General features: G+C 59.3%; 24 protein-coding genes and 2 pseudogenes. 14 read left to right on the top strand and 12 right to left on the bottom strand.

Annotated features, from left to right (window positions below; genetic code table 11):
• Positions 1-24: 24 nt before the first annotated feature.
• Positions 25-330 (top strand): annotated as a pseudogene (locus IM739_RS24165) (IS30 family transposase); the annotation flags it as partial.
• On the opposite strand, the gene IM739_RS22950 reads toward IM739_RS24165, so the two are convergent.
• The 3 genes from IM739_RS22950 to IM739_RS22940 form a co-directional block, all read right to left on the bottom strand.
• The gene (locus IM739_RS22950) at positions 241-711 is read right to left on the bottom strand and encodes a hypothetical protein (RefSeq protein WP_237371951.1); all 471 of its coding nucleotides are present in this window, start codon (positions 709-711) and stop codon (positions 241-243) included. The pseudogene IM739_RS24165 and the gene IM739_RS22950 sit on opposite strands and share 90 nt — an antisense overlap.
• A complete protein-coding gene (locus IM739_RS22945; RefSeq protein WP_237371950.1) occupies positions 708-1,940 on the bottom strand; it encodes a site-specific integrase in 1,233 nt (410 codons plus the stop codon). The genes IM739_RS22950 and IM739_RS22945 overlap by 4 nt, the downstream gene beginning before the upstream one ends.
• Before the next feature lie 192 nt (positions 1,941-2,132).
• Positions 2,133-3,188 (bottom strand): alpha/beta fold hydrolase, encoded by a 1,056-nt coding sequence (locus IM739_RS22940; protein WP_237371949.1) that lies wholly within the window; start codon positions 3,186-3,188, stop codon positions 2,133-2,135.
• 192 nt (positions 3,189-3,380) lie between these two features.
• Here IM739_RS22940 and IM739_RS22935 point away from each other — a divergent pair, with 192 nt between their 5' ends.
• Positions 3,381-4,130, top strand: coding sequence for a metallophosphoesterase family protein (locus IM739_RS22935; protein ID WP_237371993.1), 750 nt, complete (start codon positions 3,381-3,383; stop codon positions 4,128-4,130).
• A 437-nt stretch (positions 4,131-4,567) separates the two neighbouring features.
• Here the strand turns inward: IM739_RS22935 and IM739_RS22925 are convergent, their stop codons facing one another.
• Positions 4,568-4,741, bottom strand: a complete 174-nt coding sequence (locus IM739_RS22925) for a hypothetical protein (RefSeq protein ID WP_237371948.1) — start codon at positions 4,739-4,741, stop codon at positions 4,568-4,570.
• Between the two features lie 459 nt (positions 4,742-5,200).
• On the opposite strand from IM739_RS22925, the gene IM739_RS22920 reads away from it, so the two are divergent.
• From IM739_RS22920 to IM739_RS22905, 4 genes are all read left to right on the top strand, one after another.
• Positions 5,201-5,512 (top strand): DUF736 domain-containing protein, encoded by a 312-nt coding sequence (locus IM739_RS22920; RefSeq protein WP_237371946.1) that lies wholly within the window; start codon positions 5,201-5,203, stop codon positions 5,510-5,512.
• Positions 5,513-5,634: 122 nt separating this feature from the next.
• Positions 5,635-6,702: a Fic family protein gene (locus tag IM739_RS22915; protein ID WP_237371947.1), complete on the top strand. Its 1,068-nt coding sequence runs from the start codon at positions 5,635-5,637 to the stop codon at positions 6,700-6,702.
• A gap of 357 nt (positions 6,703-7,059) precedes the next feature.
• Positions 7,060-7,371 carry a DUF736 domain-containing protein gene (locus tag IM739_RS22910; RefSeq protein ID WP_237371946.1) on the top strand — a complete coding sequence of 104 codons (312 nt, stop codon included), beginning with the start codon at positions 7,060-7,062 and terminating at the stop codon, positions 7,369-7,371.
• Between the two features lie 317 nt (positions 7,372-7,688).
• Entirely contained in the window at positions 7,689-7,853 is a 165-nt protein-coding gene (locus IM739_RS22905) for a hypothetical protein (protein ID WP_237371945.1), read from the top strand.
• Positions 7,854-8,634: 781 nt separating this feature from the next.
• Here the strand turns inward: IM739_RS22905 and IM739_RS22900 are convergent.
• From IM739_RS22900 to IM739_RS22885, 4 genes are all read right to left on the bottom strand, one after another.
• Entirely contained in the window at positions 8,635-9,219 is a 585-nt protein-coding gene (locus IM739_RS22900; protein ID WP_237371944.1) for a hypothetical protein, read from the bottom strand.
• Positions 9,220-9,407: 188 nt separating this feature from the next.
• Positions 9,408-9,803: a SyrB-like regulator gene (locus IM739_RS22895; protein ID WP_237371943.1), complete on the bottom strand. Its 396-nt coding sequence runs from the start codon at positions 9,801-9,803 to the stop codon at positions 9,408-9,410.
• Positions 9,796-10,167, bottom strand: coding sequence for a hypothetical protein (locus IM739_RS22890; protein ID WP_237371942.1), 372 nt, complete (start codon positions 10,165-10,167; stop codon positions 9,796-9,798). Before IM739_RS22890 ends, IM739_RS22895 begins: the two co-directional genes overlap by 8 nt.
• Positions 10,168-10,677: 510 nt before the next feature.
• Positions 10,678-10,842 carry a hypothetical protein gene (locus tag IM739_RS22885; protein WP_237371941.1) on the bottom strand — a complete coding sequence of 55 codons (165 nt, stop codon included), beginning with the start codon at positions 10,840-10,842 and terminating at the stop codon, positions 10,678-10,680.
• A 661-nt stretch (positions 10,843-11,503) separates the two neighbouring features.
• Between IM739_RS22885 and IM739_RS22880 the strand changes: the two genes are divergently transcribed.
• The 4 genes and pseudogenes from IM739_RS22880 to IM739_RS22865 all read left to right on the top strand — a co-directional run bounded on the left by IM739_RS22880 (position 11,504) and on the right by IM739_RS22865 (position 16,139).
• Positions 11,504-13,708: a putative bifunctional diguanylate cyclase/phosphodiesterase gene (locus IM739_RS22880; protein ID WP_237371940.1), complete on the top strand. Its 2,205-nt coding sequence runs from the start codon at positions 11,504-11,506 to the stop codon at positions 13,706-13,708.
• A gap of 57 nt (positions 13,709-13,765) precedes the next feature.
• Positions 13,766-14,665 carry an amino acid ABC transporter substrate-binding protein gene (locus IM739_RS22875; RefSeq protein WP_237371939.1) on the top strand — a complete coding sequence of 300 codons (900 nt, stop codon included), beginning with the start codon at positions 13,766-13,768 and terminating at the stop codon, positions 14,663-14,665.
• 13 nt (positions 14,666-14,678) lie between these two features.
• Positions 14,679-15,608 (top strand): amino acid ABC transporter substrate-binding protein, encoded by a 930-nt coding sequence (locus tag IM739_RS22870; protein WP_237371938.1) that lies wholly within the window; start codon positions 14,679-14,681, stop codon positions 15,606-15,608.
• 161 nt (positions 15,609-15,769) lie between these two features.
• Positions 15,770-16,139, top strand: a pseudogene (locus IM739_RS22865) (hypothetical protein).
• 48 nt (positions 16,140-16,187) lie between these two features.
• Here IM739_RS22865 and IM739_RS22860 read toward each other — a convergent pair.
• The 4 genes from IM739_RS22860 to traC form a co-directional block, all read right to left on the bottom strand.
• A complete protein-coding gene (locus IM739_RS22860; protein ID WP_237371992.1) occupies positions 16,188-16,484 on the bottom strand; it encodes a WGR domain-containing protein in 297 nt (98 codons plus the stop codon).
• A 237-nt stretch (positions 16,485-16,721) separates the two neighbouring features.
• Positions 16,722-18,641, bottom strand: coding sequence for a Ti-type conjugative transfer system protein TraG (traG, locus tag IM739_RS22855; protein ID WP_237371937.1), 1,920 nt, complete (start codon positions 18,639-18,641; stop codon positions 16,722-16,724).
• Complete coding sequence (gene traD, locus IM739_RS22850) at positions 18,628-18,843, bottom strand: type IV conjugative transfer system coupling protein TraD (RefSeq protein WP_237371936.1); 216 nt, start codon at positions 18,841-18,843, stop codon at positions 18,628-18,630. Before traD ends, traG begins: the two co-directional genes overlap by 14 nt.
• Before the next feature lie 4 nt (positions 18,844-18,847).
• Positions 18,848-19,144 (bottom strand): conjugal transfer protein TraC, encoded by a 297-nt coding sequence (gene traC, locus IM739_RS22845; RefSeq protein WP_237371935.1) that lies wholly within the window; start codon positions 19,142-19,144, stop codon positions 18,848-18,850.
• A 255-nt stretch (positions 19,145-19,399) separates the two neighbouring features.
• Here traC and traA point away from each other — a divergent pair, with 255 nt between their 5' ends.
• The 4 genes from traA to IM739_RS22825 are packed head-to-tail and all read left to right on the top strand — an operon-like array spanning position 19,400 to position 25,050.
• On the top strand, positions 19,400-22,708 hold the full coding sequence (traA, locus tag IM739_RS22840) for a Ti-type conjugative transfer relaxase TraA (RefSeq protein ID WP_237371934.1): 3,309 nt from the start codon (positions 19,400-19,402) through the stop codon (positions 22,706-22,708).
• A gap of 32 nt (positions 22,709-22,740) precedes the next feature.
• Positions 22,741-23,271, top strand: a complete 531-nt coding sequence (gene traF, locus IM739_RS22835; RefSeq protein WP_237371933.1) for a conjugative transfer signal peptidase TraF — start codon at positions 22,741-22,743, stop codon at positions 23,269-23,271.
• Positions 23,261-24,427, top strand: a complete 1,167-nt coding sequence (locus IM739_RS22830; protein WP_237371932.1) for a conjugal transfer protein TraB — start codon at positions 23,261-23,263, stop codon at positions 24,425-24,427. The genes traF and IM739_RS22830 overlap by 11 nt, the downstream gene beginning before the upstream one ends.
• Before the next feature lie 14 nt (positions 24,428-24,441).
• Positions 24,442-25,050: a TraH family protein gene (locus tag IM739_RS22825; RefSeq protein ID WP_237371931.1), complete on the top strand. Its 609-nt coding sequence runs from the start codon at positions 24,442-24,444 to the stop codon at positions 25,048-25,050.
• Positions 25,051-25,127: the final 77 nt, after the last annotated feature.

Raw genomic sequence — 25,127 nt, 5'->3', positions numbered from 1 at the left:
ACACCGCCAAACTAGGAGGTGTGAATGGCTACGGGAAGACGGAAATCGGAGCGTTCAACGCGGCAGAAATTATCCTCGCCTGGCCGGCCACCTGTATGGCAGCGTGAGAACCTGTGTCGGTTCTGGCGAGAAGTAGCGGCTGGCTTGTCCAGCGAGGATGCCGCTGTGGAAGCCGGCGTCTCTGCCCCCGTTGGGAACCGGTGGTTTCGGAGTTCAGGCGGCATGCCTCCCACAAATCTTTCACCCTCGGCAACACCACTCAAAAACCGCAGCCTGACGTTCCGAGAGCGAGAGGAAATTGCTTTGGAATGTGCTAGAGGCACCGGCATCCTTTGGCTGGGATAGTTCGGCAAGCGCGTTATCGGGATCGCGATCGGCGAGCGCCCGCCACACCGGCATGCACTGCTTGATATTGCATGCTTCACGCAGCACGGTGATGGGATTGCGTTCGATTGCCCCTGTTTCCTGAAGGTGATCGAGGAACCGGTCGACGATCCGGGTACGGTGTAGCCGCGTCGTCGGCGCCCTGCCTGGAGCTACACGCAACCAGGCCACCAGCATATTCTTGTCGAGCGTGGCATAGCGCTCGGCGACATCCTGGAATTTGTTGAGCGCCTGCCTGTAGTAGATAGGGCTGTTCGTGGTGCGTAGGTTGAGGCTTGCAATGTACCGGGCGATCAACGTGCGCTCAGGGTCGGGCCACTTCGTCATGACCGCACCTCCTTTCCCGGCACATCGAGCGCGATGGCACGGAGATCTTCGGTGGCAAGCTTGAGATAAGGGGCCGTAGACTCGGCAGAACGATGCCCGAGCAGGTCGCCGATCACTTTCTGGGGCACAGCGGCGCGCAGCATTTCGACTGCACGTGCGTGGCGGAAGATATGAGAGCCGTTCTTGCCAGCCGGTTTGACCCCGGCATCTTTAAGTCGTCGCTGCACTATGTTGGCGAGCATGCTGAGTTTGCGATAGGGCGCTCGTGTACGGATGAAGATTTCTCGGGCATCGGTCATAGGCCGCCCCGTCTGCAAATAGGCGAGCACCGCTTCGCCGACTGGCACCATCAACGGCAGATATGAGGTGGCGTGAGTCTTGGTGTGCCGGATGCGGATCGTTTCCGCCCGCCAGTCGATATCCTTGGCCCGAAGGTTAAAGATTTCGCCGGACCTGAGGCCGTGGGTGGCAAGCAATTGCAGAATTGCGTGGTCCCGTAACCCCGCGGGCGTCTTGTCCGTGCCCGAGGTCTGTAGAACCGCGGCGATCTGGTCTGGCGTAAGGATCGAAGGCACCCCCTCATAAGCATAGAGCAAGGGGGCGACGACGTGCGGCGACAAGTCGATTGCAGTGCGACCCGTCCGATGGAGATAGCGCAGCATCGAACGAAGGCGCTCCGCCACATCCTTTATGGACTTGCGCGTTTGGTGAGGGCTGCGTGTGTCCATATAGCCATCGATGTCGCCCACGGTCATTGTCATAAGACTATCGATGCCATGCCGATTGAGCTGCCAGGCCAGGAAGTTTCGACCCTCCCACATCAACGCGTCGATGCTGGCCACAGCAAGACCTCGTTCCTCGCGCAGCCAGGTCTCGTACTCCTCGCAGATGGCCAAGCGTAGTGCGTCAGTAGCGCAGGTCGCTATCGGCGTGGGTGGCCATTGCCCCTGTGCGAGCCGCAGCAATGCATGGATTCCCGAGCGAGGGATCGAGTGCCAGTATGGCCCCGGAGATCGACCATGGCGTTCCTGGAACAGCGCGATAGCGTCACGCAGGTATTGCGCGACCTGCACTTCGCTCACATCCGCAACCGGGGTATTCTGGCGTAAAAGGTAGTCAAGGAATCCGCGCGCATAGGCACAATAATTGTCGACGACCGCCCGGCTGTACTGCTGGCGGGTTAGTTCGGTCCTGAGTTCTGTGATCAGGTGGTCACTGCTATTCGGCATGGATGGCTCCTCTGCTGGTCAAAATGACTGTAGAAGTTTGCCATCGGAACGCCGAGACGCTCACCTCTCGACTTTACTGTGGTCTTTTGTGCCCGCCTTCAGCAATGACGGCCTGCGGCCCGAAGCAGCCATGCTGTTGGTCGCAAAACGCCGAAGTTTCGGACTGGAACATCTATGGTGCCCCAAAGGCTCTCAAGGTGTTTGCAGATTGCGAAAGGTACGCGGGGCCATCCCTACCACTTGGCGGAAAACTGTCGCAAATCGGCTGGCGCTACTGAACCCGCTTAGGCGTGCGACATCGCCCAGCATCAGATCCCCTCGCTGAAGCAGGCGGGCCGCTTTTTCTATCCGCCGCGTTAGCAGATAGGTGTGGGGCGGAACACCCATGCTTTGTTTGAAGCAACGCGCAAAATGCCAAGCGCTCAATCCGGCGATGTTCGCGAGTTCCGCCAACGAGATCGGGCTTCCATCCCTCTCTTCCACAGCATCCAGAACGCGCCGCAGACAGTGGCTCGACAACCCGCCGCTAACACCGTGGGTGGCTTCGACAATGGCTTCAGCCATACTGCCGGGTGAGCTCAGCACGCCATAGAATCCCAAGGGCAGGTTGCGGTGGAACCAGCCTCGACCAGTCGCCGCCCGGCGTGCAAAGTCCGTATACAGGGACGCCGATGGGTCAATCGAGTGTGCCGAGCAGTGGAGATAATGGCGCGGAATGCCTGCCAGCGCATCGTCTCGCGTCAAAAGGTCGGCAGGTTCGTCGAAGCTCGCAAACGGCTGCGGTGATATATGGCCCGCCACGAATGAACGGTCGCCAGCATTCCGCAGTTCCGGTGTATGCCCACGAGCGGGCAGGATAACAGGCAGGCCGCCGTCCAAGGATCGGCGGGCGCGATACGTATTGGCGAACTCCACAGGAATCGTTTCGAGCATCGATTTTCCATGCTCGGGGAGAACGGCATCAATATAGATCAGTGCTGCCACTTGAGAACGTACCCGTGCAGCCGCGGCAGTCGCAACAAGGCCGCCGTAGCTCTGTGCGACAAGGACTACCTGGGTTTGCGTCAAGTGCGAAAGCAGACCAAGAAGCTCGGCCACATGAGACGACAAAGTTGCACCATTCCCCGCCCGACAGGAGGCGAAGGAGGGAGTGACTGCCTTGTGGCCCATCTTGATGAGGTGATCCGACACACGGCTCCAAACCCAATCGCCATGGAACGCTGCGTGGATCATGACGAATGTGGTCATTGCTTCCCCGGTGACAACAGGCGGAACATAACCCGCATATCATAGTCAGGCAGGTCCGACATTCAACCATCACACCTACGGGCGGGTTTACGTTTCTTGCTGCAATCGGCAAAGCGGACGATACCAAGGGTTGTCACGGGCCGGGTTGCCAAGCAACTGTTCTCCAATCTGCAAGCCATTGGGGATAGGATTATGCCGACCGGTCTATATAGAATCGCCGTCATCGCGGACATTCACAGCAACATTGCCGCTCTCGATGCTGTCTTGTCGGATGTTGCCGAGCGGAATTGCGACATGATCGTCAATCTGGGGGATATCGTTTCCGGACCGCTCTATCCGCGCGAAACGGCCGCTCGGCTCATGCCGCTTGGCCTTCCTACCGTGAGCGGTAACCATGAACGCCAACTCTTGTCACTTCCCAGATCGGAGCTGGGCCTGTCGGATGCGTTTGCCAGGGATACGCTATCCGCCGAACAGATGGCGTGGATCGGGGGTATGCCCGAGCAGCTGATGCTCAGCCATGGAGTTTTCCTGTTTCATGGAACGCCTGCAAGCGATCTTGAATATCTCCTGGAAACCGTCGAGCCGGATGGCCGTCGTGTGGCCACGACCTCGGAAGTTGAAGGTAGGCTCTCGGGCGTCGATGCAGCGGTCGTCTTGTGCGGGCATACGCATCTCGCGCGTGAAATGCGCCTTGCCGATGGGCGTCTCGTCGTCAACCCAGGGAGTGTTGGCCTGCCGGCCTATGAAGAGGCTCATCCTTATCTGCATCGCAATGAAGCCGGGGCGCCGCATGCCCGATATGCAATCGTCGAAAAACAATCTGGCTATTGGCGTACTGAGTTTCTGTCCATTGCCTATGACTGGGAAAATGAGGCCCTTCTTGCCGAGAAGCGAGAACGCTTCGATTGGGCACGTGCGCTTCGAACTGGCTGCGCATGAACCATATTGTCCCAAATTTATGCGGGTTGAGTTGCATCACATACTCGTTCTCGATGTGGCGGCGAAGAATGCACGGTGGGTAACAACAGTGTAAGGGCTATAGCAACCACATCGGCAAAAGAACGCCACTCCTTTAGCGTGAGCGCAATTGGCGCATTCCGGCCGTTTGCCCGAGCAATATGAGCCGCTACCCTAAGCGTCTGGCTGGATACCCTCTGAAATAATGCGGAGGAACGCGGCCTAAAACCCCAGACTTGAGCCAATCTGGTGGCGTTCCTTCGCATTATGAGCTGCTGCGGATAACTGCGCGTCCTTTCGGACGACAAGCGTGCCATCTTTCAGGCGGCGGCACATGCGCAGCGCGGCGTGAGTTTTCTTCATGACCTGCAGGGGGCAGCGGAAGGCGGTAGCAGGGCGGCTTGAGGCCAACCAGACGATCAGCGACGGCCTTCGTCCCCGCCGGCGGCCGTTTCCTCTAGCAGGACCCGTTCAACGTGCGGATCCTGCATCGTGAGATCCAACTTTCCCCAGGTCGAGGGCCAGTTGCTATCGGATTTGAGTTTACCGGACGATTTTCGCTCGACGGTGAACGGCTTTGTCTGCTGGCGCATGGATTTTCCGAACGACGATTCGCTGACAGACGATAGCGCGCGTAGTCGTGGCCGCAACTGTGTTTGCGCCCGGCAAGCGTTTCGGCTGGGGATGAAGCGCAATCAACGGGCGGTTTCAGGCGATCACGCTTGTGAGCCGCTATCGAAATGGGCGTTTCATGCGGCGCGGCCATGTCCCTTCCCCCAGTTCCTGGCGCTCCATCTGCGGGCTCGATGGGGCATGTCTGACCGGGGAGCGGCTGGGCCTCGATCGTCTTCCCGCAACGGCAAGTCGCAGATTTCTTGACCCCGGCTGGCTGTGCCATCCTCCTCGCCGACTCACAAATCTGCGACTTGCCGTCCTCCATTGCATTGCGGCCCTATGCCATTCGGCGGGTGCGGTCCGATCGTCCCCGGTCTTTGCGACTGCCATCGAGGCCGCAATGGTGCGGCTCGAAACAGAAGATAAGGAACATCACCATGGCGACCATCGGCACTTTCACCTCCACGGAAACCGGCTTCACAGGCTCGATCCGCACCCTCGCCCTCAACGTCAAGGCACGCATCGCCCGCGTCGAGAACCCCTCCGACAAGGGCCCGCAGTTCCGCATCTACGCCGGCGCAGTTGAGCTGGGCGCCGCCTGGCAGAAGCGCTCCACCGAGAGCGACCGCGACTACCTCTCGGTCAAGCTGGACGACCCGAGCTTCCCGGCTCCGATCTACGCAACTCTGACCGAAGTCGAAGGCGAGGATGGCTACCAGCTGATCTGGTCCCGCCAGAACCGGGACTGAGACGTAGAGGCTCTGCCCATCGGGCGGAGCCTTCTCCTTGCTTGTCGTCCCCATCCCTTTTTCGGATGAAATTGGATGGAAGAACGGATATCGATGTGTCATACCGTTTCGGATGGAAACGGATGGGACATTGGATGCCGGCTCTCGACCTCTCGACATTGCGGATCACACCCGAGATCCTGTCACTCATCGCAGAGATCGACGAGTTTAAGGGCGCGTGGCGGGCCCTTGGCCGCATTGCGCCCGACCGCCTGTCGAGCCTGCGCCGGGTTGCGACGATCGAAAGCATCGGATCGTCGACCCGCATCGAGGGTGCCAAGCTAAGTGACCGCGAGGTCGAGCGGCTGCTCGTCAACCTGCGGATCGGCTCTTTCTCGAGCCGCGACGAACAGGAAGTCGCAGGCTATGCCGAGGTGATGGAGACGATCTTCTCCGCCTTCGACGCGATCCCTCTCAACGAAAATCACATACGCCAGCTTCATCGGGATCTGCTCGCCCACTCGACCAAGGACGAGCGACACCGGGGCGACTGGAAGACCCTTTCCAACAATGTCGAGGCATTCGACGAGAACGGTGTGAGCCTTGGCGTCGTCTTTGCGACAGCCTCTCCATTCGATACGCCGCGTCGCATGGCGGAGCTGGTGGCCTGGCAGCAGACACAGGAAATGGATGGCACGTTCCACCCTCTCTTGATCGTCGCCGTCTTCGTCGTGGTCTTTCTGGAGATCCATCCGTTCCAGGATGGCAATGGCCGCCTGTCACGGGCGCTGACAACCCTGCTGCTCCTTCGCGCCGGCTATGCCTATGTGCCCTACAGTTCGCTCGAAAGCATCGTCGAGCAGAACAAGGAAGCCTACTATCTGGCACTTCGCCGCACACAAGGGACGATCCGCACGGATCGACAGGACTGGAATCCCTGGGTTGAGTTTTTCCTGCGAAGCCTGCAGCGACAGAAGCAGCGCCTCGAGCGGAAGATGGAACGTGAGCGCATCCTGCTCGGCGATATGCCGGAGTTGTCGGTCTCTATCCTGGAACTGGCGCGAGAGCGTGGGCGCGTGACCGTGATGGACGCGGCCAAGGCCACGGGTGCAAGCCGGAATACCGTTAAGGATCATCTGCGCGCGTTGACCGATGAGGGACACCTGATACTGCACGGAGCAGGTCGCGGAACCTGGTACGGTCTGAGCTGAAGCGGGTGCAAGGTGACGACCAGCGCACCGGTACCGAGCAGTTGCTGTCCGTGCACGACCGCCATAGCCATGTCCCTTCCCCCAGTTCCTGGCGCTCCATCTGCGGGCTCGATGGGGCATGTCTGACCGGGGAGCGGCTGGGCCTCGATCGTCTTCCCGCAACGGCAAGTCGCAGATTTCTTGACCCCGGCTGGCTGCGCCATCCTCCTCGCCGACTCACAAATCTGCGACTTGCCGTCCTCCATTGCATTGCGGCCCTATGCCATTCGGCGGGTGCGGTCCGATCGTCCCCGGTCTTTGCGACTGCCATCGAGGCCGCAATGGTGCGGCTCGAAACAGAAGATAAGGAACATCACCATGGCGACCATCGGCACTTTCACCTCCACGGAAACCGGCTTCACAGGCTCGATCCGCACCCTCGCCCTCAACGTCAAGGCACGCATCGCCCGCGTCGAGAACCCCTCCGACAAGGGCCCGCAGTTCCGCATCTACGCCGGCGCAGTTGAGCTGGGCGCCGCCTGGCAGAAGCGCTCCACCGAGAGCGACCGCGACTACCTCTCGGTCAAGCTGGACGACCCGAGCTTCCCGGCTCCGATCTACGCAACTCTGACCGAAGTCGAAGGCGAGGATGGCTACCAGCTGATCTGGTCCCGCCAGAACCGGGACTGAGACGTAGAGGCTCTGCCCATCGGGCGGAGCCTTCTCCCCCATATTGGGCAGCGGGAGACGGGCGTCGAACCCGCCTTCGGCTGTATTGGTGGCATACGAGAACGGGGATAGCTGCTCAGATCGCGCGAGGATGCCGGGCCGCAATGACGGCCTCAAGGACGAGCGGTTCCTCCAATTTTGCGTGAACGCTTGGCCAGCGCCCACACGAAATCGCCTCCCCCACTCGCCGCCGCTGGCGGTCGCATCCGCGATCCCTGACCCCGCCATCCCGCCCCGTCTCGCGGGATCGTCTTTCACAAACTCAAGGAGATGAGGCGATGACGATCGAACAGCACATCGAAGAACTGCGCGCCGAGCTGAAGAACGTATGCAACGCTGCGGAGCGCCGAGAAATCCAGACCGAGTTGGAACTGGTTCAGGCTGAGTTGAGGGTTGTTGCGGCAGAGCAAGACGGTTGCGCCGATGCCGAGCCGCCCTTCTGAGGGCGGTAGACAACACAGCCAGCCATTGGCTGTTTTCTGTGCCGAAAGGCGAAAGACCTTCCACGGTGTCCTTGCCGAGTGAGGTCGTCGACCTGGGGGATGTTGCAGTCCGGTCGTCGGGCAGAGACTGACCGCCATCAGAATTCACCGAGGCGCTTCGCATCTCGTCGCGCTCTAAAACTAAGATTTAGATAAGTCCTCCGCTTCGCTGCGACCGTACCAGTGCAGTCCTGCTTGTCCCGGCATGCGGCCCATCCCCGCAATGTCAGCAATCGACAAGGAGAAACCACCATGCAACGCCTCGCAGCCACAGGCCGCAAGCGTTCCTCCCTTGGCAGGGTGATCTGACACTTTTCGGCAAGGGTAAACTCGGCCTGAAGCTCGCGATCAATCCTGTTCTTCGTCGCGTCCGCGCCGTGCGCGAAGCTTGAAGGGACCCCGATTGACCAATAAGATCAGGCGCTCGTTTGTGCTACTTCCAAGCGCTAGCTCGGATACGCATTTCGGCTCGCTGATCTCGGGAGCGTGGATATCGGCAATACGGACTTTCATTCCCTCAATCCAGGGCGTATCCGCGTCCACGACGCAGGTGAAGCGATCACCACAGAAACATTTCCGATGTGTCGTCTCCAGACTGATGAGCAAGCTCGCAGCTTCGGCGACGGGAGCGATCCCAAATCCGACAACGATCTCCCCATGACAGCGGAAGCGAGTTTTGAACTCACCCGTGGCCTGCTTGAAGCAGGTGAGTTGCCGGACGCCATCCACTACCTCAATGCGGTTAAACTTTGTGCTCCTTCGCGACCTCGCCGCGCTCGTCTGTGGTATGATCTGGCCCTATCAACAATTGTTTAGCCAACAGCGTTTTAAGGCGAAGGTTCTCCGCGGTCAGCGCATCCAGTTCCTCAATCGACACTTCCACGTCAAAGGCTGACGAGCCGACATTGGGTCTCTCGGTTATCATCCTGCCTGGACTGCGACCGCTTGGTTTGCGTGGTGCCTTTCCGCCCCTTTGATAGGAGCCCCGTTGCTTGGGTAGTGCAGCGGCAGAGGATGCTGCGCCACAACCGTCCGCGGGAGCGGCCGGCTGTTTTAGCGCGATCAAAGGCTCATCGACTGGCTGAACCCCTTTGAAAGAAGTCTCAGGTGCAAGAACGGGCGGCATCGCTGCCCCCAGCTCGGTGGCGATTGGTTGGACGCCGATGGCCACAGCGGTTGGTGCGTCGAACAGATGCGGTGCGTCTTCTTTTGCCGCCCGCGCAAGCGCCTGAAGATCCGTATTGCCCCAGATTGAGGTGACACGCGTCTCTGACCGCCGGCGTCCCGCTTTGAATTCGACGACATAGTCTCGTTGTGGTTTCTTCATCGGTCCCGTCTTTGCAATGGATGTCAACGTCAAACACCATCAAAGCGCTCGAACAAAGCCATCATTCGCGCATTCTACATATGCTTCTGGTCTCCGGGTTCGCGATGCGAACCCGGCATTGCTACTTAGGCGACATATTCGGGGCAGGACAAGTCTCACCACGTCGCCGGTTGTCCTCCAATATGCGATCAGGTGATGCCAAGCCGCTTGCGAAGGTCGGAATTCTCTTGGCGCAGTTTGTCTGCAAGCGCCTTTCGCAGTGTCTTGTTTTCCTCCTCTAGCTGGATGAGGTCTGCAAACTCGTCACCAGCGTTAGCAGGGGCCGACGCCGTTGCTGACGTGCCGGTCTGCTTACGAAGCGTTGCCATGACGACGGCTTTCGCTGTGCTCTTCGGTGTGCCTAGCTTCGCGACATCCACATCTGCGCGTTTGTGTCGCTTAGTCGATGAGGCCACAACTGTCGCAGGTTCGGCTTTGCTGGCCTCTGACTTTGGCTTGTTCGGGCCACGCGTCTTTTTTGCCTTTACCGGCGCATCTGGCACCGCAATTTCGGCAACAATTTCAGAACTGGTTTCGTCAGCCATCAGTATCTCCCTTGGTAGCAATATGAGTTTTTGACCGTGGCGACGGCACTGTCAACTCGCGGATTTCGGCGCAGCTTTCGGATAAGGCGAATCTGGACGATTTCATCTGACAGAGCGCACTGAAATTGTCAGTGTCAGATGATGGCGGCGGCATGTCGGCTTCCGTCCAATGATCCCAGCCAGCCAGAACAGCATCCGAGCAGAGGCATTCACAGCATATGCCAAAACCATCTTCGTCAAATTCGCATGCCAACTTTCGCTTTCGACAACAATCACAGGCAATCACTTCCTGACTACGCGCGCGTGATGGCGGCAAGATCTCGAACACAGTGTCGCTCACATCTCTGGCGACGTGCTCTGCCATTGCAATTGCTCCGATGAAGTGATCGCACCCTACATGGGATCGAAATCAGTCCTTTTTCCAGATGGCACTGGCATCGGGTCATGCGATATTTTCGCGGAGCCTAAATTCTCATTTCAAAAGCACGCATGCCATTCTTTACTATGGCCCCGAATTTGTATTGGGCTCTCGCCTGCGACGAGCGGTCGCGGCCCATCAATGAGCAATTGCAGGGCGCGTGCGACGCATCTCCGGCCTGCCAATCGGAAGAGAGCTATACTCTCGGAAATACAACGACCCTTCTGCCAGGGACTGCACACACGCCGATATGTCGGTCGTGCGCTTTGCGAAACCGTCGGCAAATATCCGTTTGAAACTCCTCTGCCGGACGCAGGGAGAGCACGTTGTCACGAAATCCTCCAAGATGTCTGGAGCAGGAATACGGTGAATCGAGTTCAGGTTTGAGCGATGAACTTGAGCAAGCTGGAGGCAGGCCCGTACGCTTTTTGGCGCAGATGCCCCGACTGCGCTCGCCTACTGCGCCCTGGATGCGTGGCTGGATGGCGAGGAAGTAGAGTTTTGTGCACTGGCGGACCTGTTTCGAAGGCTCAAAAACCAGTTCGGAATTTCCAGTATATAGCCCCGAGCCCGCACGGTCCGGATCAGATCTGTTCCCGAGTCCAAGAGCGCGCGACGCATATGACTGATGTGAATCTCAACAGTGCTCTGTTCAACTTCGGCGGATTATGGCCAGCAGGCTTCGATAGGCTCATCGCGCTCACAGACCGCTGAAGGGTCCTGCAAGAGACGGCGCAAAAATCGACGTGGGTCCGGATCGATCCCCGTTTACAGTACGATACCATAGCTGTGGCATAAGCTTTTACAAATTCGGCATCTGATCTCAGGCGAGTATTTAGCTCTTTGTCGACTGAGTGGCGGTACGGTTCAAAGCGCAGAAATACTTCCTCGGAAATCATTGCATCAATATAAACGTCTGCTTCATGACGTCATGTGTACGGGTACTCAGAGACCCGGAGTTCTAATCCCTATTCCCAGGGAGCTACAATCGACCCGGGGCATGAAATCTTCCTTCGACTCCTTCTCGGCCGATCCCTGATGCGGCAGGACCTTCGGGAATTACTCAGGTCGTGCACAATTTAAGAGAGCATAAACGAAGAATCTGCAAAATGTGACAGCTGAAAGCTTGTTTCTAGTTTCGCAAGCTATGTCGCGTAGACTGACAGAGTTGGGGCGAGATCAGCAGTTGAAGAGATTACGATGAGATCTGTGTGGCAATTGACTGATGGCTGATGACGCTTGTCATGTACAACTTTCTGTTGCCGCCGCTGGACCGCGAGCCTTGTTGCGGTTCCTGCGCTCGGGCGTTTCGCGGCTGGTAGCCTGGAATCGCTCGCTGCTTTCCAAGATCATCATCGTGTTTCTCGCCGTCGCACTACTTTCCTATAGTTTAGGCGCATGGGTTGGCTGGTCGATGTTCGTCGACGCAGCAAAAGAGCAATGGAACAACCAGGCACGCATCAACACCCAGATCGCCAGTTCGACCCTGCGTAGTATCTATACCTATGTGGCGATCAAGACCGACACGGGCGGCCAGGTGGAGGGGATCGTCACCGGGCAGCCGATCGGCGACGACGACTCTATCCTCTTCACCGGCTTCACCCCGACTGACGTGCTGGCCTTGGTGGCCGCACAGACCAAGAATGAGGCATGGCTTTTCCGCCTCGACCCCAAAACCGGAAGTTTTGCGGATGTGGCGGCGTCATCGGGTCTCTCGCCTAGCGAAACGCCCTGGGTAGCGCCGGATGAAGTTATTTTCACCGGCGAGGCGCTGGCAGGGCGGGTCGCCAGCGGGTTCGCCACAATTGCGGGAGAGCGCTACTTTATCGGCCTGCTGCCGATTGTCAGCCCAGATAACGCGCTGCTGGGCGCGGTGGCAGTCTCGATTGGCAAGGCCTCCATCCTCAATCGCGCGCAGGAGGAGTTGCTTCGCAATTCGCTGGTCATGGTCTTAACGATCCTGCTTCTGACCGGCGTCGTCGCCACCGTCCTGGCCAGGCGGTTGTTCCGGCCAGTGCCGACGCTTGTTCAGGCCACGCTGCAGATTGCCAGTGAGGTGACCGACACGGTGACGCCCTTCCAGAACCGCAGCGACGAAATTGGCGATATGGCGCGCGCCATCGAAGCCCTGCGCGAGGCGGTCGTCGAGCGCGCCCGGCTGCGGGAAATCCGTGACATGGCGGTAGAGCTCGAACACATGGCTCATCACGACGCCTTGACCGGGCTCGCCAACCGGGCGCTCTTGATGAAAACGCTGGACACAGCGCTCGAAGATATCGACCACACAGGTGGGTTCAACGTCCTCCTGCTCGACCTCGATCGCTTCAAGGTGGTCAATGACACCTTGGGTCATGGCTGCGGCGACCAGTTGCTGGTCACGACAGCGCAGCGGATCCGCGAGGTGCTCGACGACGGCGACCTGGCGGCCCGGCTTGGCGGCGACGAATTTGCAATCATCCAGCGGGTGCGCACGGACGCCATCAACGAGGCGCGCGGACTTGCTGCCCGCATCTTGGAGACATTCTCCGCCGGCTTTATGCTGGAAGGCCACGAGGTAGTGGTGGGCACCAGTATCGGCATTTCCTGTGCGCCAGCCCATGGCACAAGCGCCGGCCATCTGCTTCAGAACGCCGATCTCGCGCTCTATCGCGCCAAGGCCGCCGGACGTGGCACCCTCATCGTCTTCGAACACGGCATGGACATGGTGGTCCAGGACCAGCATGCCCTGGAGATCGACCTCAGGCTCGCACTGCAGCGTGGTGAATTCGAATTGCATTACCAGCCCTTTGTCAATATCGTCGATGGCCTCGTCTGCGGTTTAGAGGCGCTGGTGCGCTGGCGCCATCCTCAGCAAGGCCTGATTGCGCCGGACCGCTTTATACCACTGGCCGAGGAGACTGGGATGATCGTTCCGCTCGGTGCCTGGGTGCTGGAACGCGCCTGCGCTGACGCGGTCACATGGCCTGGCGAGATACGGCTCGCCGTCAATCTGTCGCCCGTGCAACTGCGTCATGGCGAGATCGTCGAGACGGTCGGCGCGGCCCTTCAGGCGTCCGGTTTGCCGGCCGCGCGGCTGGAACTTGAGGTAACCGAAACGGTAATGCTGGCCGGAATAGACAGCCGCCAAGCCCTACAGGCGATTGGCGACATGGGTATTTCCATCGTGCTTGATGACTTCGGCACTGGTTATGCCTCCCTCAGCTATCTCGCCGACATGCCCTTCAGCAAGATCAAGGTCGACCGAGGTTTCGTCGCCGACTTGCCGACGCATGCGACCTCAAGGGCGATCGTGGCAGCCATCACCAATCTCGCCCGCGAACTGGGCATGGAGGTTACCGCCGAAGGCGTTGAGACAGAGGAACAGCTGCTGATCCTGAGGGCAGCCGGCTGTACCAACGCGCAAGGCTACTATTTCGCCCGACCGCGCCCGATCGCCGACATCGAGCTCAGGCCGCAAGCGGAAAGGCGCGAAACGTCGTCGAAATGAACAACACTAAGAACGGCCATAGTGGAACCACCAGGCGCCCCAGATGGGAGAAACGACATGCATAGACTGGCACCTACAGTGTTGTGTACCCTGGCCTCGCTTGCGCCCTTCGCGCTGGCCATGGCAGACGAGACGAGCAGCACGTTGAAAAAAATTGCCGAAACCGGCGTCATCTCGGTGGGATATCGGGAGGCCGAACCGCCGTTCTCCTACAAGACACCGGACGGCAAGATCATCGGCTTCTCGATGGATCTCTGCAACCGCGTGGTGGAAGCGGTCAGACAGCACCTGAAGCTAGACGAATTGACCGTCGAATACGTTGCTGCCACCTCCGCCACGCGCTTCGTGCTGGTTAAAAGCGGCAAGATCGATATCGAATGTGCCGCCACGACCAACAATGCCGAGCGGCGCAGGATCGTAGGTTACTCTTATCCACATTTCACCACTGCCACCCAGTACATGACGCGGCGCGAGGACGGCATCGTCAAAATAGAAGATCTCTCCGGCCGCTCGGTCGCGGCGGCCTCCGGCACCGTCAACATAGACCAATTGAATACAATCAACCGCGAGAAACAGCTCAATATCGGCGTGATACCGACCAAGACAAATTCTGAGTCCTTCGGCCTTGTGGCCGATGGACGCGCCTCGGCCTTCGTCTGGGACGGCATTCTGCTCGCCGCCATGATCGCACAGGCGCCTGATCCATCGAAATTCGTGCTGTCGGAAGAAACGCTAAGCTTACCGGAACCCTACGGCCTGCTCGTGCGACACGGTGACGAAGAGTTCCGAAAAGTCGTCAACATGGCACTGAAACAGGTCTTCACCAGTCATGACATCGACACGATTTACGAGACCTGGTTCATGTCGCCGATCCCGCCCGACGGCATGAACCTCAACTTGCCCATGTCCCCTGCCCTGAAAGCCGCCTTTGCCGCTCCAAGGGATTATCTGGATTGAAGAGGACTGACGCATGAGCCAAGAAACTCCACGGCAAACGCCGATACCGCAACTGCTTCTAGGTACCATCACGGCCCTTTCGATCTTTGTGACGACTGTACCAGGCCATGCAGAAGCGCCGGCCTCGACGCTCAAGAAGATCGCTGAGACAGGCGTCGTTCGCATCGGATACAGCGCGGAAGATTTCCCGTTCTCTTTCCGCCAGCCCGACGGCACCGTTGCCGGGTATTCGACTGAACTTTGCCTTGATGTCATCGAGAACATCAAGAGCACCCTGAAGCTTGCCGCAGTGAAGATCGAATATGTCGAGCGCACACCGCGCAACCGCGTCACCATGCTGCGCAAAGGCGATCTCGACATCGAATGCGTGGCCAGCACCAACAATGCCGAGCGGCGCAAGAGTGTCGGCTTTTCCTATCCGCATTTCGTCACCGGCACGCAGTTCGTGTCGTTGAAGAAAAACAACCTCAAGACAATCGCCGATCTCGCCGGCCGCACGGTCGCCGCCACATCAGGCACGACCAACATCGGCCAACTGAACACCCTCAATCGCGAGCGTGCCTTGCACATCGCCGTCATGCCGGTTGAGACCCACAAAGATGCCTTCCAACTGGTGAGCGAAGGGCGTGCAGCAGCCTTTGTGATGGATGGTATTCTCCTCGCGGCCATGGTGGCGAAATCGAAAAATCCCGAGACTTTTAAAATATCAAGCGAAGCACTCGGCTGGCCGGAGCCTTATGGGCTTATGGTCAGGCTGGAGGATACCGAATTTAAAGACGCCGTGAACGCCGCTCTGCGAGAAATATACGCGAGCGGCAGGATCGAAGCGCTTTACGAGAAGTGGTTCAACGCACCTGTTCCTCCAGAAGGCATCAACATGCGTCTGCCGATGTCGGCCGAATTGCGCGCGGCCTTCGCAAAGCCGTCTGCCCCAGTCGATTGAGCGAGGTGCGCCACACCCAGTGACCCCACATTTTCGTGTGCTTGCGCCAGCGGAAAATCCGAAATGCGTGCCACTCGCACAATCGAGACCACGCCCGACGAACTGTTTGCCGAATTTGATGGCGTCGTCGCGGTTTACGTCGATAGTGATGCGTGGAGTCGATGAGCGGATACGACGAGATCCAGACGGCTGCGGTCATCCGGTATCCTTTCTTGTGAAGCCGCTAAGCGGGCAAGGGGGAAACGGAGGATCACAAGAACCGTCCGGTAGCTTCCCACTATGACAAAGCAGCCGGAACGCATCCGGTTCGCCGTGCAAATACCAGCGATCGAAAAACGCCGCGCCGACCTCGATTTCGTTTTGCGCCTCTGGATCATCCTTGACGAGTTCAATGGCGACGTCAAAGAACGGCCGTTCTACCTTGAACCCGAACCGCCGCTCGGTCGCTTCAGCAAGGGATTCTTCCTGCACCTCCTGAAAGAGTTCGTTGCGCGCCGGGCGTCTTTATCCGAGATAAGCCGCACAAGATAGTGCATCCTGCGCTCGGCCCTCCTCCTCGACATTGGCCAGTTTCTGGTATTATTGCTTTCTGGTTACGTCAGTTTCGCGGAGGCGCGTATGGCCGCGTTCCGGCGCCTTCGGTCGGTATCCTCTTGCGCGCTTCCGGCGAACGAGATCGAGAAACAGGACCACTGCTTCTTCTTCCCTCGTGAAATGATGGATCATCATTTGTCCCGTTGTCCCAATGCGGCCCCAGCGGCGGGTCAGGCATATTTCTCCGAACAGATTTGGCTCGATCGCCATCGCATAAAATCGGGCCATATTTTTTTCTGTGTCTCTGCGTTCGATGTAGAGCTGGAAGCGTTGTGTGAGCATCGCGGCAGAATCGCGCGCACGAACCGTGGTGTCCAACGACTGTTTTGAATCGGTCGTTGGACACCGATTCATATTCTTGATGAATACCAGCTAAGCCCGGGCGTTCCGTCTTCTATATAGGGCTCTATTCGCTGTTGCGAACGAAGCCCAAGGCGGTCTTCGCCCCTTCGGGTGGCGATCCTCCAGTAGCCGCGCCGTGGCTGTCGGTCCCGCAAAGTGACGCCCCGCATGGATGAGCTACGCACCGGCCTTCATGAACAGATTGGCATCGACGCAGCTTTTCATGTCCTCTCGTCGGAACCAGATCGCACGACCACATCGAAGTGGCGGATTACCTGCCGTGAATATGATCTGCTCGTCGGCGCGCATGCACAGAACTTCATGAGGCTGGATCAGTGGTCGGGCTGCCAACTGTTTTGAACGTGTCCGAGACGAACCCCGTGATTGAAAACTGCGACTGACCTGATCGATCTCGACTGTCGTCATGCCGCAGCGCCGGGAGATGTAGTCGGCCGTCTCTGGATCATTGATAGCGGCGAAACTGATCCAGCTTGCGCTCTCGAACCATTTGCTCGATGCATCTCGGCCGCCGTAGGTTTCACGCAACTGGCCGATGGACTGGTAGATCATCGTCAGTGTGATGCTGTACTTTCGACCGGCGTCCCGTGCGGTCTCAAGGATGCGCATGTAGCCGAGCCGGGCCACCTCATCGAGAAGGAACAGGGCTCGACCTTCCATTGCGCCATCGCGATTGTAGATCGCATTGAGAAATGATCCGATGACGACCCGCACCAATCCGGCATGGGTCTCCAGCGTCTTCAGATCGATGTTTATGAACACGTCGGTCGTTCCGGAAGCAATGTCGTCGGTCTGGAATGTTGAACCCGAGACCAGGGCAGCATAGTTCTGGTATGAAAGCCAGTGCGTCTCCTTGATCGCATTGGCATAGACACCGCTGAAGGTTTCCGGCGTCATGTTGACGAAGGCGGCCACGTTCTCCTTCACGAAGTCCGATCCCGAAGTGTCGTAAATATCCTGCAGGCGCTGACGGAGCTTTGGCTCGGGCTCGGATAGATTGACACGGACCTGGCGTAGCGTTTGCTGTTCCTCGGGCGTGTGGCCGGAGAGGCAAACGTCGGCAATGATCGCCGTCAAAAGCTGCAGGGCCGATGCTCGGAAGAAGTCGTCGCGGACCCCAGTCGGACGACCGCTGTCGCTCATGATCCATGACGCGACCGATGCAATATCCTCCTCCTTCGTTCCGCCATATTGGCCGACCCAATCGAGCGCATTGAAGCCGGTTGCGGGTTCGCGCGGATCGAGGATCCGGATCCGTCGGCCGGCGTCTTCGCGGTGTTTCGACACCATCGGTGCGACCTCGTTGGAGGGATCGAGCACGATGAGGGAACCGCCCCATTTCAGTGCCGTCGGGATTGTCACGGAGGTCGTTTTGAAACCGCCAGATCCGGCAAAGACGATGCCGTGAGAGGAGCCAAACGAACCATCGAAGCAGAGAAGCGGCGATTGGCCCCCTGCCCCCCATGTCTCCTTGTTTTCAGAGCGGAACGATACACCTGCAACGCTGTCGCGGTCGACGCGATATCGTTCGCCAATGACAATCCCGCCGGCTTGAGAAAACAGCCTTTCCGCCTCGGCGAGTTTCATCCAATCGGCTTCGCCGTGGAGGGCACGCTTGCCGACAATGCGCTTGGGTGCTGCGCGGGCGAAGGCAGCGTTGCCGACCATCGCCACGCGCATTGCAAAGCAGCCGGACATCAATGCCGCCGCTGCGCCGATCATCGTTGCTGGATCGAGGTAGGATAGTGCTGACTGCCCCGCCGGCACCTGCGATGAAAGCGCTGCAAGTCGGAGACCCTCTCTTGCACAAGCCGTCAGGATGATTGTGGCATTTCCGGTCGCCGCGCCCCAGCCTGCAGCGCGGATACTCGCCGATCCCGCCGCCGCGAACAGAAAAATCAGTCCGAGTGCCGCAGCCGCCATGTAAGGTGCCGCGACCCCTGCCCGCCCCAGTCCAAGCTTCGCCGCTTCTGTCTTGCCAAAGCCGGCAAGCCAAGTGTCGATGCCGGTCACAACGAACACAGTTGCGATCATCATGGCCACGGGGAGAATGAGGAGCACGATCCTATTCGCTTTCATTGCCGAACGCCTCCGCTCCGATCGCTGTCAACCGCGCTCGCTCGCTGTCGTCGGACTTCAGCCGCTGCTGCAGTTCGATCAGAGCTCCGAGAAGGAGCGCGCGTTTCTCGAAGCGAAGACCCGCTTTGACGATCAGGCCGCCAAGCGCGATCTTTTCGCGGGTGTCCTTCTTCCGGGTGTCGGAGGTTGCGTTCCTGCTCATCCGCTCAATCCTCGCCAACGCTGCCCGGAGCCGCGCCAGACGCGGCCGTCTCGGACTGTCCGCCGCTCGATCTGCTTTCCCCTGACCCCTTCCTTCCGATCGCACCTGGCTTGCCTGCGCGAAAGCGTTTCGCCAGCTCTTCGAGCGCCGCGTGTAGTTCCGTCTCATCGATCTCGATCTCGCCGAGACCTGCCCGAAGCGCAATGCGGCCAATGCGTTCGGCTTCTCTCGTTTCCGCGTGCTTGAGCTGTTCTTGGAGCTTAGCGATCTCTTCGCGGATCCTGGAGGATGGCTTCTTCATCTCTGGATTGTCCTTTGATGTTGCTTGTCTTGGTTCACGACACCAGAGTCCTTCAGATCGGCATGCCGATCTACTAGCAGAAATGCGAGTAGGCGGAGCCTACGCTTTTGAGCATGATCCCGACCGCTCGATGAGAGCGGATCCGAAGGGCGCAATTATACGTCGCTGATGCGACACTCTGCTTTTGCCCCCTGGCAGGGTCGTCCGCTCTCGATGAACACTTTGATTTTGTTCGATTGAAGGAGCTTCGTCGCAATGGCCGTGCCGCATTTCTCAGTCAGCATCGTCGCCCGTGGCTCCGGCCGCAGCGCCGTGTTGTCGGCGGCGTATCGGCACTGCGCCAAAATGGACTACGAGCGGGAAGCCCGGGCGATCGACTATCGCGCCAAGCAGGGACTGCTGCACGAGGAGTTTGTCATCCCTTCGGATGCACCGGAATGGCTGCAATCGATGATTGCCGATCGTTCGGTGTCGGGTGCTTCGGAGGCGTTCTGGAACAAGGTCGAGGACTTCGAGAAGCGTTCCGATGCGCAGCTTGCCAAGGATGTGACCATAGCGCTTCCAATCGAACTATCCCCCCTGCAGAATATCGAGCTTGTCCGGGATTTCGTAGGCAGGCATATCACCGCAGAGGGGATGGTCGCGGACTGGGTTTTCCATGATGCGCCGGGCAATCCGCATATCCATCTGATGACCACATTGCGGCCACTGACCGAAGACGGTTTCGGGTCGAAGAAGGTCGCTGTCACCGGCCCGGACGGCCAGCCACTCCGCAATGACGCGGGTAAGATCGTCTATAAGCTTTGGGCCGGCGGGCTCGAAAACTTCAATGCGTTCCGAGATGGTTGGTTCGCCTGCCAGAATAGGCATCTCGCGATTGCCGGGCTGGATGTCCGTGTCGATGGCCGCTCGTTCGAGGAGCAGGGTATCGAGCTTACGCCGACGATCCATCTGGGTGTCGGCGCCAAGGCGGTCGAGCGAAAAGCGGACGGGAAGGGAGAGGCGGCATCACTCGAAAGATTGGAGCTACAGGAAGAACGCCGGGCCGAGAACGTGCGTCGGATCCAGCGCAATCCGGAACTGGTGCTCGACCTGATCACGCGGGAGAAGAGTGTCTTCGACGAGCGCGACGTCGCCAAGGTGCTGCATCGCTACATCGATGATGCGGGTCTCTTCCAAAGCTTGATGGCGCGCATCCTGCAGAACCCGGAAACCCTCCGTCTTGATCGCGAGCGGTTGGACTTCGTGACCGGGGTCCGTGCGCCGGAAAAATACACGACACGCGAACTGATCCGCCTCGAAGCCGAGATGGCCAACCGGGCAATCTTGCTCTCGCAGCGGTCGTCGCATGGCGTCCGGAAACCAGTGCTCGAGGCGACGTTCGCGCGCCACGAACGGCTGTCCGACGAGCAGAAGGCCGCCATCGAACACGTTGCCGGTGGTGAGCGGATCGCCGCCGTGATCGGCCGCGCCGGCGCGGGCAAGACCACGATGATGAAGGCGGCGCGCGAGGCATGGGAGGCGGCCGGCTACCGTGTCGTCGGTGGCGCCCTCGCCGGCAAGGCGGCAGAAGGTCTGGAGAAGGAAGCGGGTATTGTCTCGCGCACGTTGTCGTCCTGGGAGCTCAGCTGGAGCCAAGGTCGCGGGATGCTCGACGAGAAGACTGTGTTCGTTCTGGACGAGGCTGGCATGGTTTCGTCGCGGCAGATGGCGATGTTCGTCGAGACCGTCACCAGAGCCGGCGCCAAGCTCGTGCTTGTCGGCGATCCGGAACAGCTTCAGCCGATCGAAGCGGGTGCTGCCTTCCGCGCCATTGCCGATCGGATCGGCTATGCGGAACTCGAGACGATCTATCGCCAGCGTGAGCAATGGATGCGCGATGCATCGCTCGATTTTGCGCGCGGCCATGTCGGCAAAGCCGTCGCAGCCTATCAATCCAATGGCAAGATGATCGGCTCAGAGCTGAAGGCCGATGCGGTCACCAACCTCATCGCCGACTGGAACCGAGAATACGATCCTGCCAGGTCCACATTGATCCTGGCGCATCTGCGCCGTGACGTCCGCATGCTGAATGAATTGGCACGCGCTAAGCTGATCGAGCGCGGCATCATCGAGCAGGGATTTGTGTTCAAGACCGCCGACGGCAACCGACACTTCGCAGCCGGTGACCAGATTGTTTTCCTGAAGAACGAAGGGGCGATCGGCGTAAAGAATGGCATGCTGGGCAAGGTGGTGGAAGCAGCGCTCGGTCGTATCGTCGCTGTCATCGGCGAGGGTGAGCACCTGCGCCAGGTCATCGTCGAGCAGCGCTTCTACAACAATGTCGATCACGGTTATGCCACCACGGTACACAAGAGCCAGGGCGCGACGGTCGACCGGGTCAAGGTGTTGGCTTCACTCTCCCTCGATCGTCATCTGACCTATGTCGCGATGACCCGTCATCGCGAGGATCTCGGCGTCTATTACGGCCACCGATCCTTCGCCAAGGCTGGAGGCCTGGTCGAAATCCTGTCGCGCAAGAATTCGAAGGAAACCACGCTCGATTACGCCGGCGGCAGCATCTACTCGCAGGCACTCCGCTTTGCCGAAGCGCGCGGGCTTCACATCGTCAACGTCGCCAGAACGGTTGCGCGCGATCGTCTCGAATGGACGGCTCGGCAGAAGCAAAAGCTTGTCGATCTCGCCGGCCGGCTTGCAGTCCTCGGCGCCAGGCTCGGTTTCGCAACGTCGGCGGCCAGCACAATTCAAACTTCAGCAAAGGAGGCCAAGCCCATGGTGGCCGGTATCACCACATTCCCGAAATCGATCGATCAGGCAGTGGAGGACAAGCTTGCATCCGATCCGGCATTGAAGAAGCAGTGGGAGGAAGTGTCCATGCGCTTCCACCACGTTTACGCGCAGCCCGAAGCGGCGTTCAAGGCGGCGAATCTCGATGCAATGTTGAGCGATCCGGCGACCGCGGCGAAGACGCTTTCACGGATCACTGCAGAGCCGGAAGCTTTCGGCTCCCTGAAAGGCAAGACCGGTGTCTTCGCCAACCGTGCCGACAAATTGGACCGGGACCGGGCGCTGAAAAATGTGAGGCCGCTCGCGGACAGTATCAGCGACTATCTACGCCAGCGCGGCGATACCGAACGGAGAAGTCACGCCGAGGAGCTTGCTGTGCGCAGGCAGGTTGCGCTGGAGATCCCCGCTCTCTCGTCCAATGCGAGAAGCGTGCTTGAACGGGTGCGTGATGCCATCGACCGCAACGACCTCCCCTCGGGTCTTGAGTTCGCGCTCGCCGACAAGATGGTGAAGGCTGAACTCGAAGGTTTCGCCAAGGCGGTTACCGAACGGTTCGGAGAGAGAACCTTCCTACCCCTTGCAGCGAAGGACGCCAACGGCGAGGCTTTCCAGCGGGTGACGTCGGGCATGAACGCCGCCCAGAAGAGTGAGGTGCAACAGGCCTGGAACACGATGCGGACGGTGCAGCAACTGTCTGCCCACGAGCGCAGCGTGACGGCACTCAAACAGACTGAAGCATTGCGTCAGACGAGATCGCAGGGGCTCACCCTCAAATGAAGATGCGCCATAGACACAGAGTGCTACGGCGCATGAAACGGCTCGTCTGGTTCTATCGGATCAGCAGCGTCAGCCTGTTCACGCTTGGACTGATCGGGCTGCTTGGGAGCGCAGGGCTCAGGGTCAATCTTACGCCGAGTGAGCCGCTGGGTCTGTGGCGGATCGTCGAACCCGATCGTCCGATCTTGGTCGGCGATCTGATCTTCATCTGCCCACCTGATACCAACGGGATGCGCGAGGCGCGAGCGCGTGGATATCTGCGCTTCGGCCTTTGCGCCGGTTGGGTCGCGCCGCTGATCAAGACGGTGGTGGCGACATCCGGGCAGGCGATCGAGATAGCTGATGATGTGCGCGTCGATGGCCGGCCGCTGCCTCAGTCGCGCGTTGCACGGCTGGACGGCCAGAGGCGTGAGATGGTGCACTACGATGGTGGTGTCGTTCCGCCCGGCGCGGTCTTTCTCCATTCCGAGTTCCCGGGGTCGTTCGACAGCCGGTACTTCGGTCCTCTGCAGATGGATGGCATCCTCGGATTGGCGCAGGAGGTCTGGACCTATGCGCCTTGAGCTCTTCCGAACGGGTGTCCTCGTCGCATTATCAGCCGGCGCCGGATTGATAAGTTGGAGCGGTCATGTGCTCCTTCTTCCCGTCGCAGGGGCCTTTCCGATGCTTTGGTCCCTGGCGCGGACGCGCCTCCAGGCGACGGCGATCTCCGCAGCCTACTTCCTCGCGGCATCGCGTGGTTTGCCGCAGGGGGTGGCGAACTTCTATGGTCAGGATATCTGGCCCGGAGTTCTGCTCTGGCTCGTCGCCTCCTCCGCCTTCGTTATGGTCCATTCCGTGCTCTGGACGGATCGCAAAGGATGGCAGAAGCCGCTCCGATACCTGGCTGCGTGTGTTGTGATGGCAGTTCCACCCTTCGGCATTCTGGGATGGGCACATCCGATCATCGCCACAGGCGTTCTATTTCCGGGCTGGGGATGGTGGGGTCTGGTAGTGATGGTAGCCGGCCTCGGCGTCATGACGACGCCATATCGGCCGGCTGCAGCCATTACCTTGACAGGCTTATGGCTTTGGTCCGCCGCTCAGTGGACGACGCCGATTCTACCTGCGTCGTGGAGCGGTGTCGAGCTTGAAATGGGAGCGTCACTCGGCCGCGAAGCAGGTCTCCAGCGGCAACAGGACCTGATCGATGTCGTTCGCGCCCGACCGCCCGGAACGACGATCGTGTTGCCGGAAAGTGCTCTCGGTTTCTGGACGCCGACGGTTGCTCGCTTCTGGCAGAAAGGGCTCGCCGGGACCGATATCACGGTCATCGCTGGAGCCGCATTCATCGATGGTCGCGGATACGACAACGTGCTCGTGACGATATCCGCTGAGAAGACAGAGATTCTCTACCGGGAGCGAATGCCGGTGCCCGGATCGATGTGGCAGCCGTGGAGAGCCTGGATTGGTGGTGGTGATGGATCTGGCGCACGGGCACATTTCTTCGCCAATCCCGTCGTAGAGGTCGCCACCACAAAAGTCGCGCCGCTGATCTGCTACGAACAACTCCTCGTCTGGCCGATCTTGCAATCGGCATTCCACCGCCCCGACGTTATCATTACAGTCGGAAACGGTTGGTGGACCGCGGGGACGTCGATCATCGACATTCAGCGGGCGAGCAGCGAGGCCTGGGCCAGCCTGTTTGATCTTCCTCTCGTCATCTCATTCAACATTTGAAACATGGAGCTCGCATGCTGGATGCTGCGTTGATCAAGGAATGTGCCGATCCTTCGTTGAAGCCTGCAATCGTCGAGCAGTTCGTCCAGGCGGTCGGTTCGGACGATCCGCTTGCCATCACGGTGAAGTCCGGAGGCCGTCTGATCCTCGTTCGCAAACCGAAAACACCCGAGGAAGCGATCGAGATTGTCCGAGAGAACGTTGCCGGCTCTATTGTGCGGGTTGGTCTCACCCAGATCCCGGCGGGCATAGGGGTGAAGGATGCGTCGGAGCTGAAAGTAGATCTCGTCGAACCCTGCGCCAACCTGCGGACGGGTACGGCAATGTTCGCCAAGATCCTGCGCATCGTTGCGAAGTGGTATGGAAATCCAACGAGCGAAGAGGTGTTCCCACAGTTGTTCGATGACGCGATCCACTCCTGGCGGACCGGCAAGTTCGAGGGTGAGAATGTGTTTCGGGCTGAGGGTCCCGGTGGCGCGATCGTACAGCGTTTGCCGGTAGAGGCCGATGATGCTGGCGCGTTCGAGGAAAACGGGTCTTCGACAATATTGGATGAGGCGCCGACCAAACCCGACGACGCGGGTATCCGAATCGATCTCACAAGGATCGGGGGCCAGAAGTGATGGCGCTCAAGATTGGACGCCTGCGTGATTTAAAGCGGACGCAATTTCACTTTAAAACAGACGGATATTGAGTTAAG

Origin of the sequence: Rhizobium sp. SL42 (genome assembly GCF_021729845.1) — a bacterium.
In the GTDB taxonomy this organism is placed as follows: domain Bacteria; phylum Pseudomonadota; class Alphaproteobacteria; order Rhizobiales; family Rhizobiaceae; genus Allorhizobium.
Note: the sequence above shows the minus strand (reverse complement) of the source record. Positions and strands in the feature narration are given on the sequence as shown.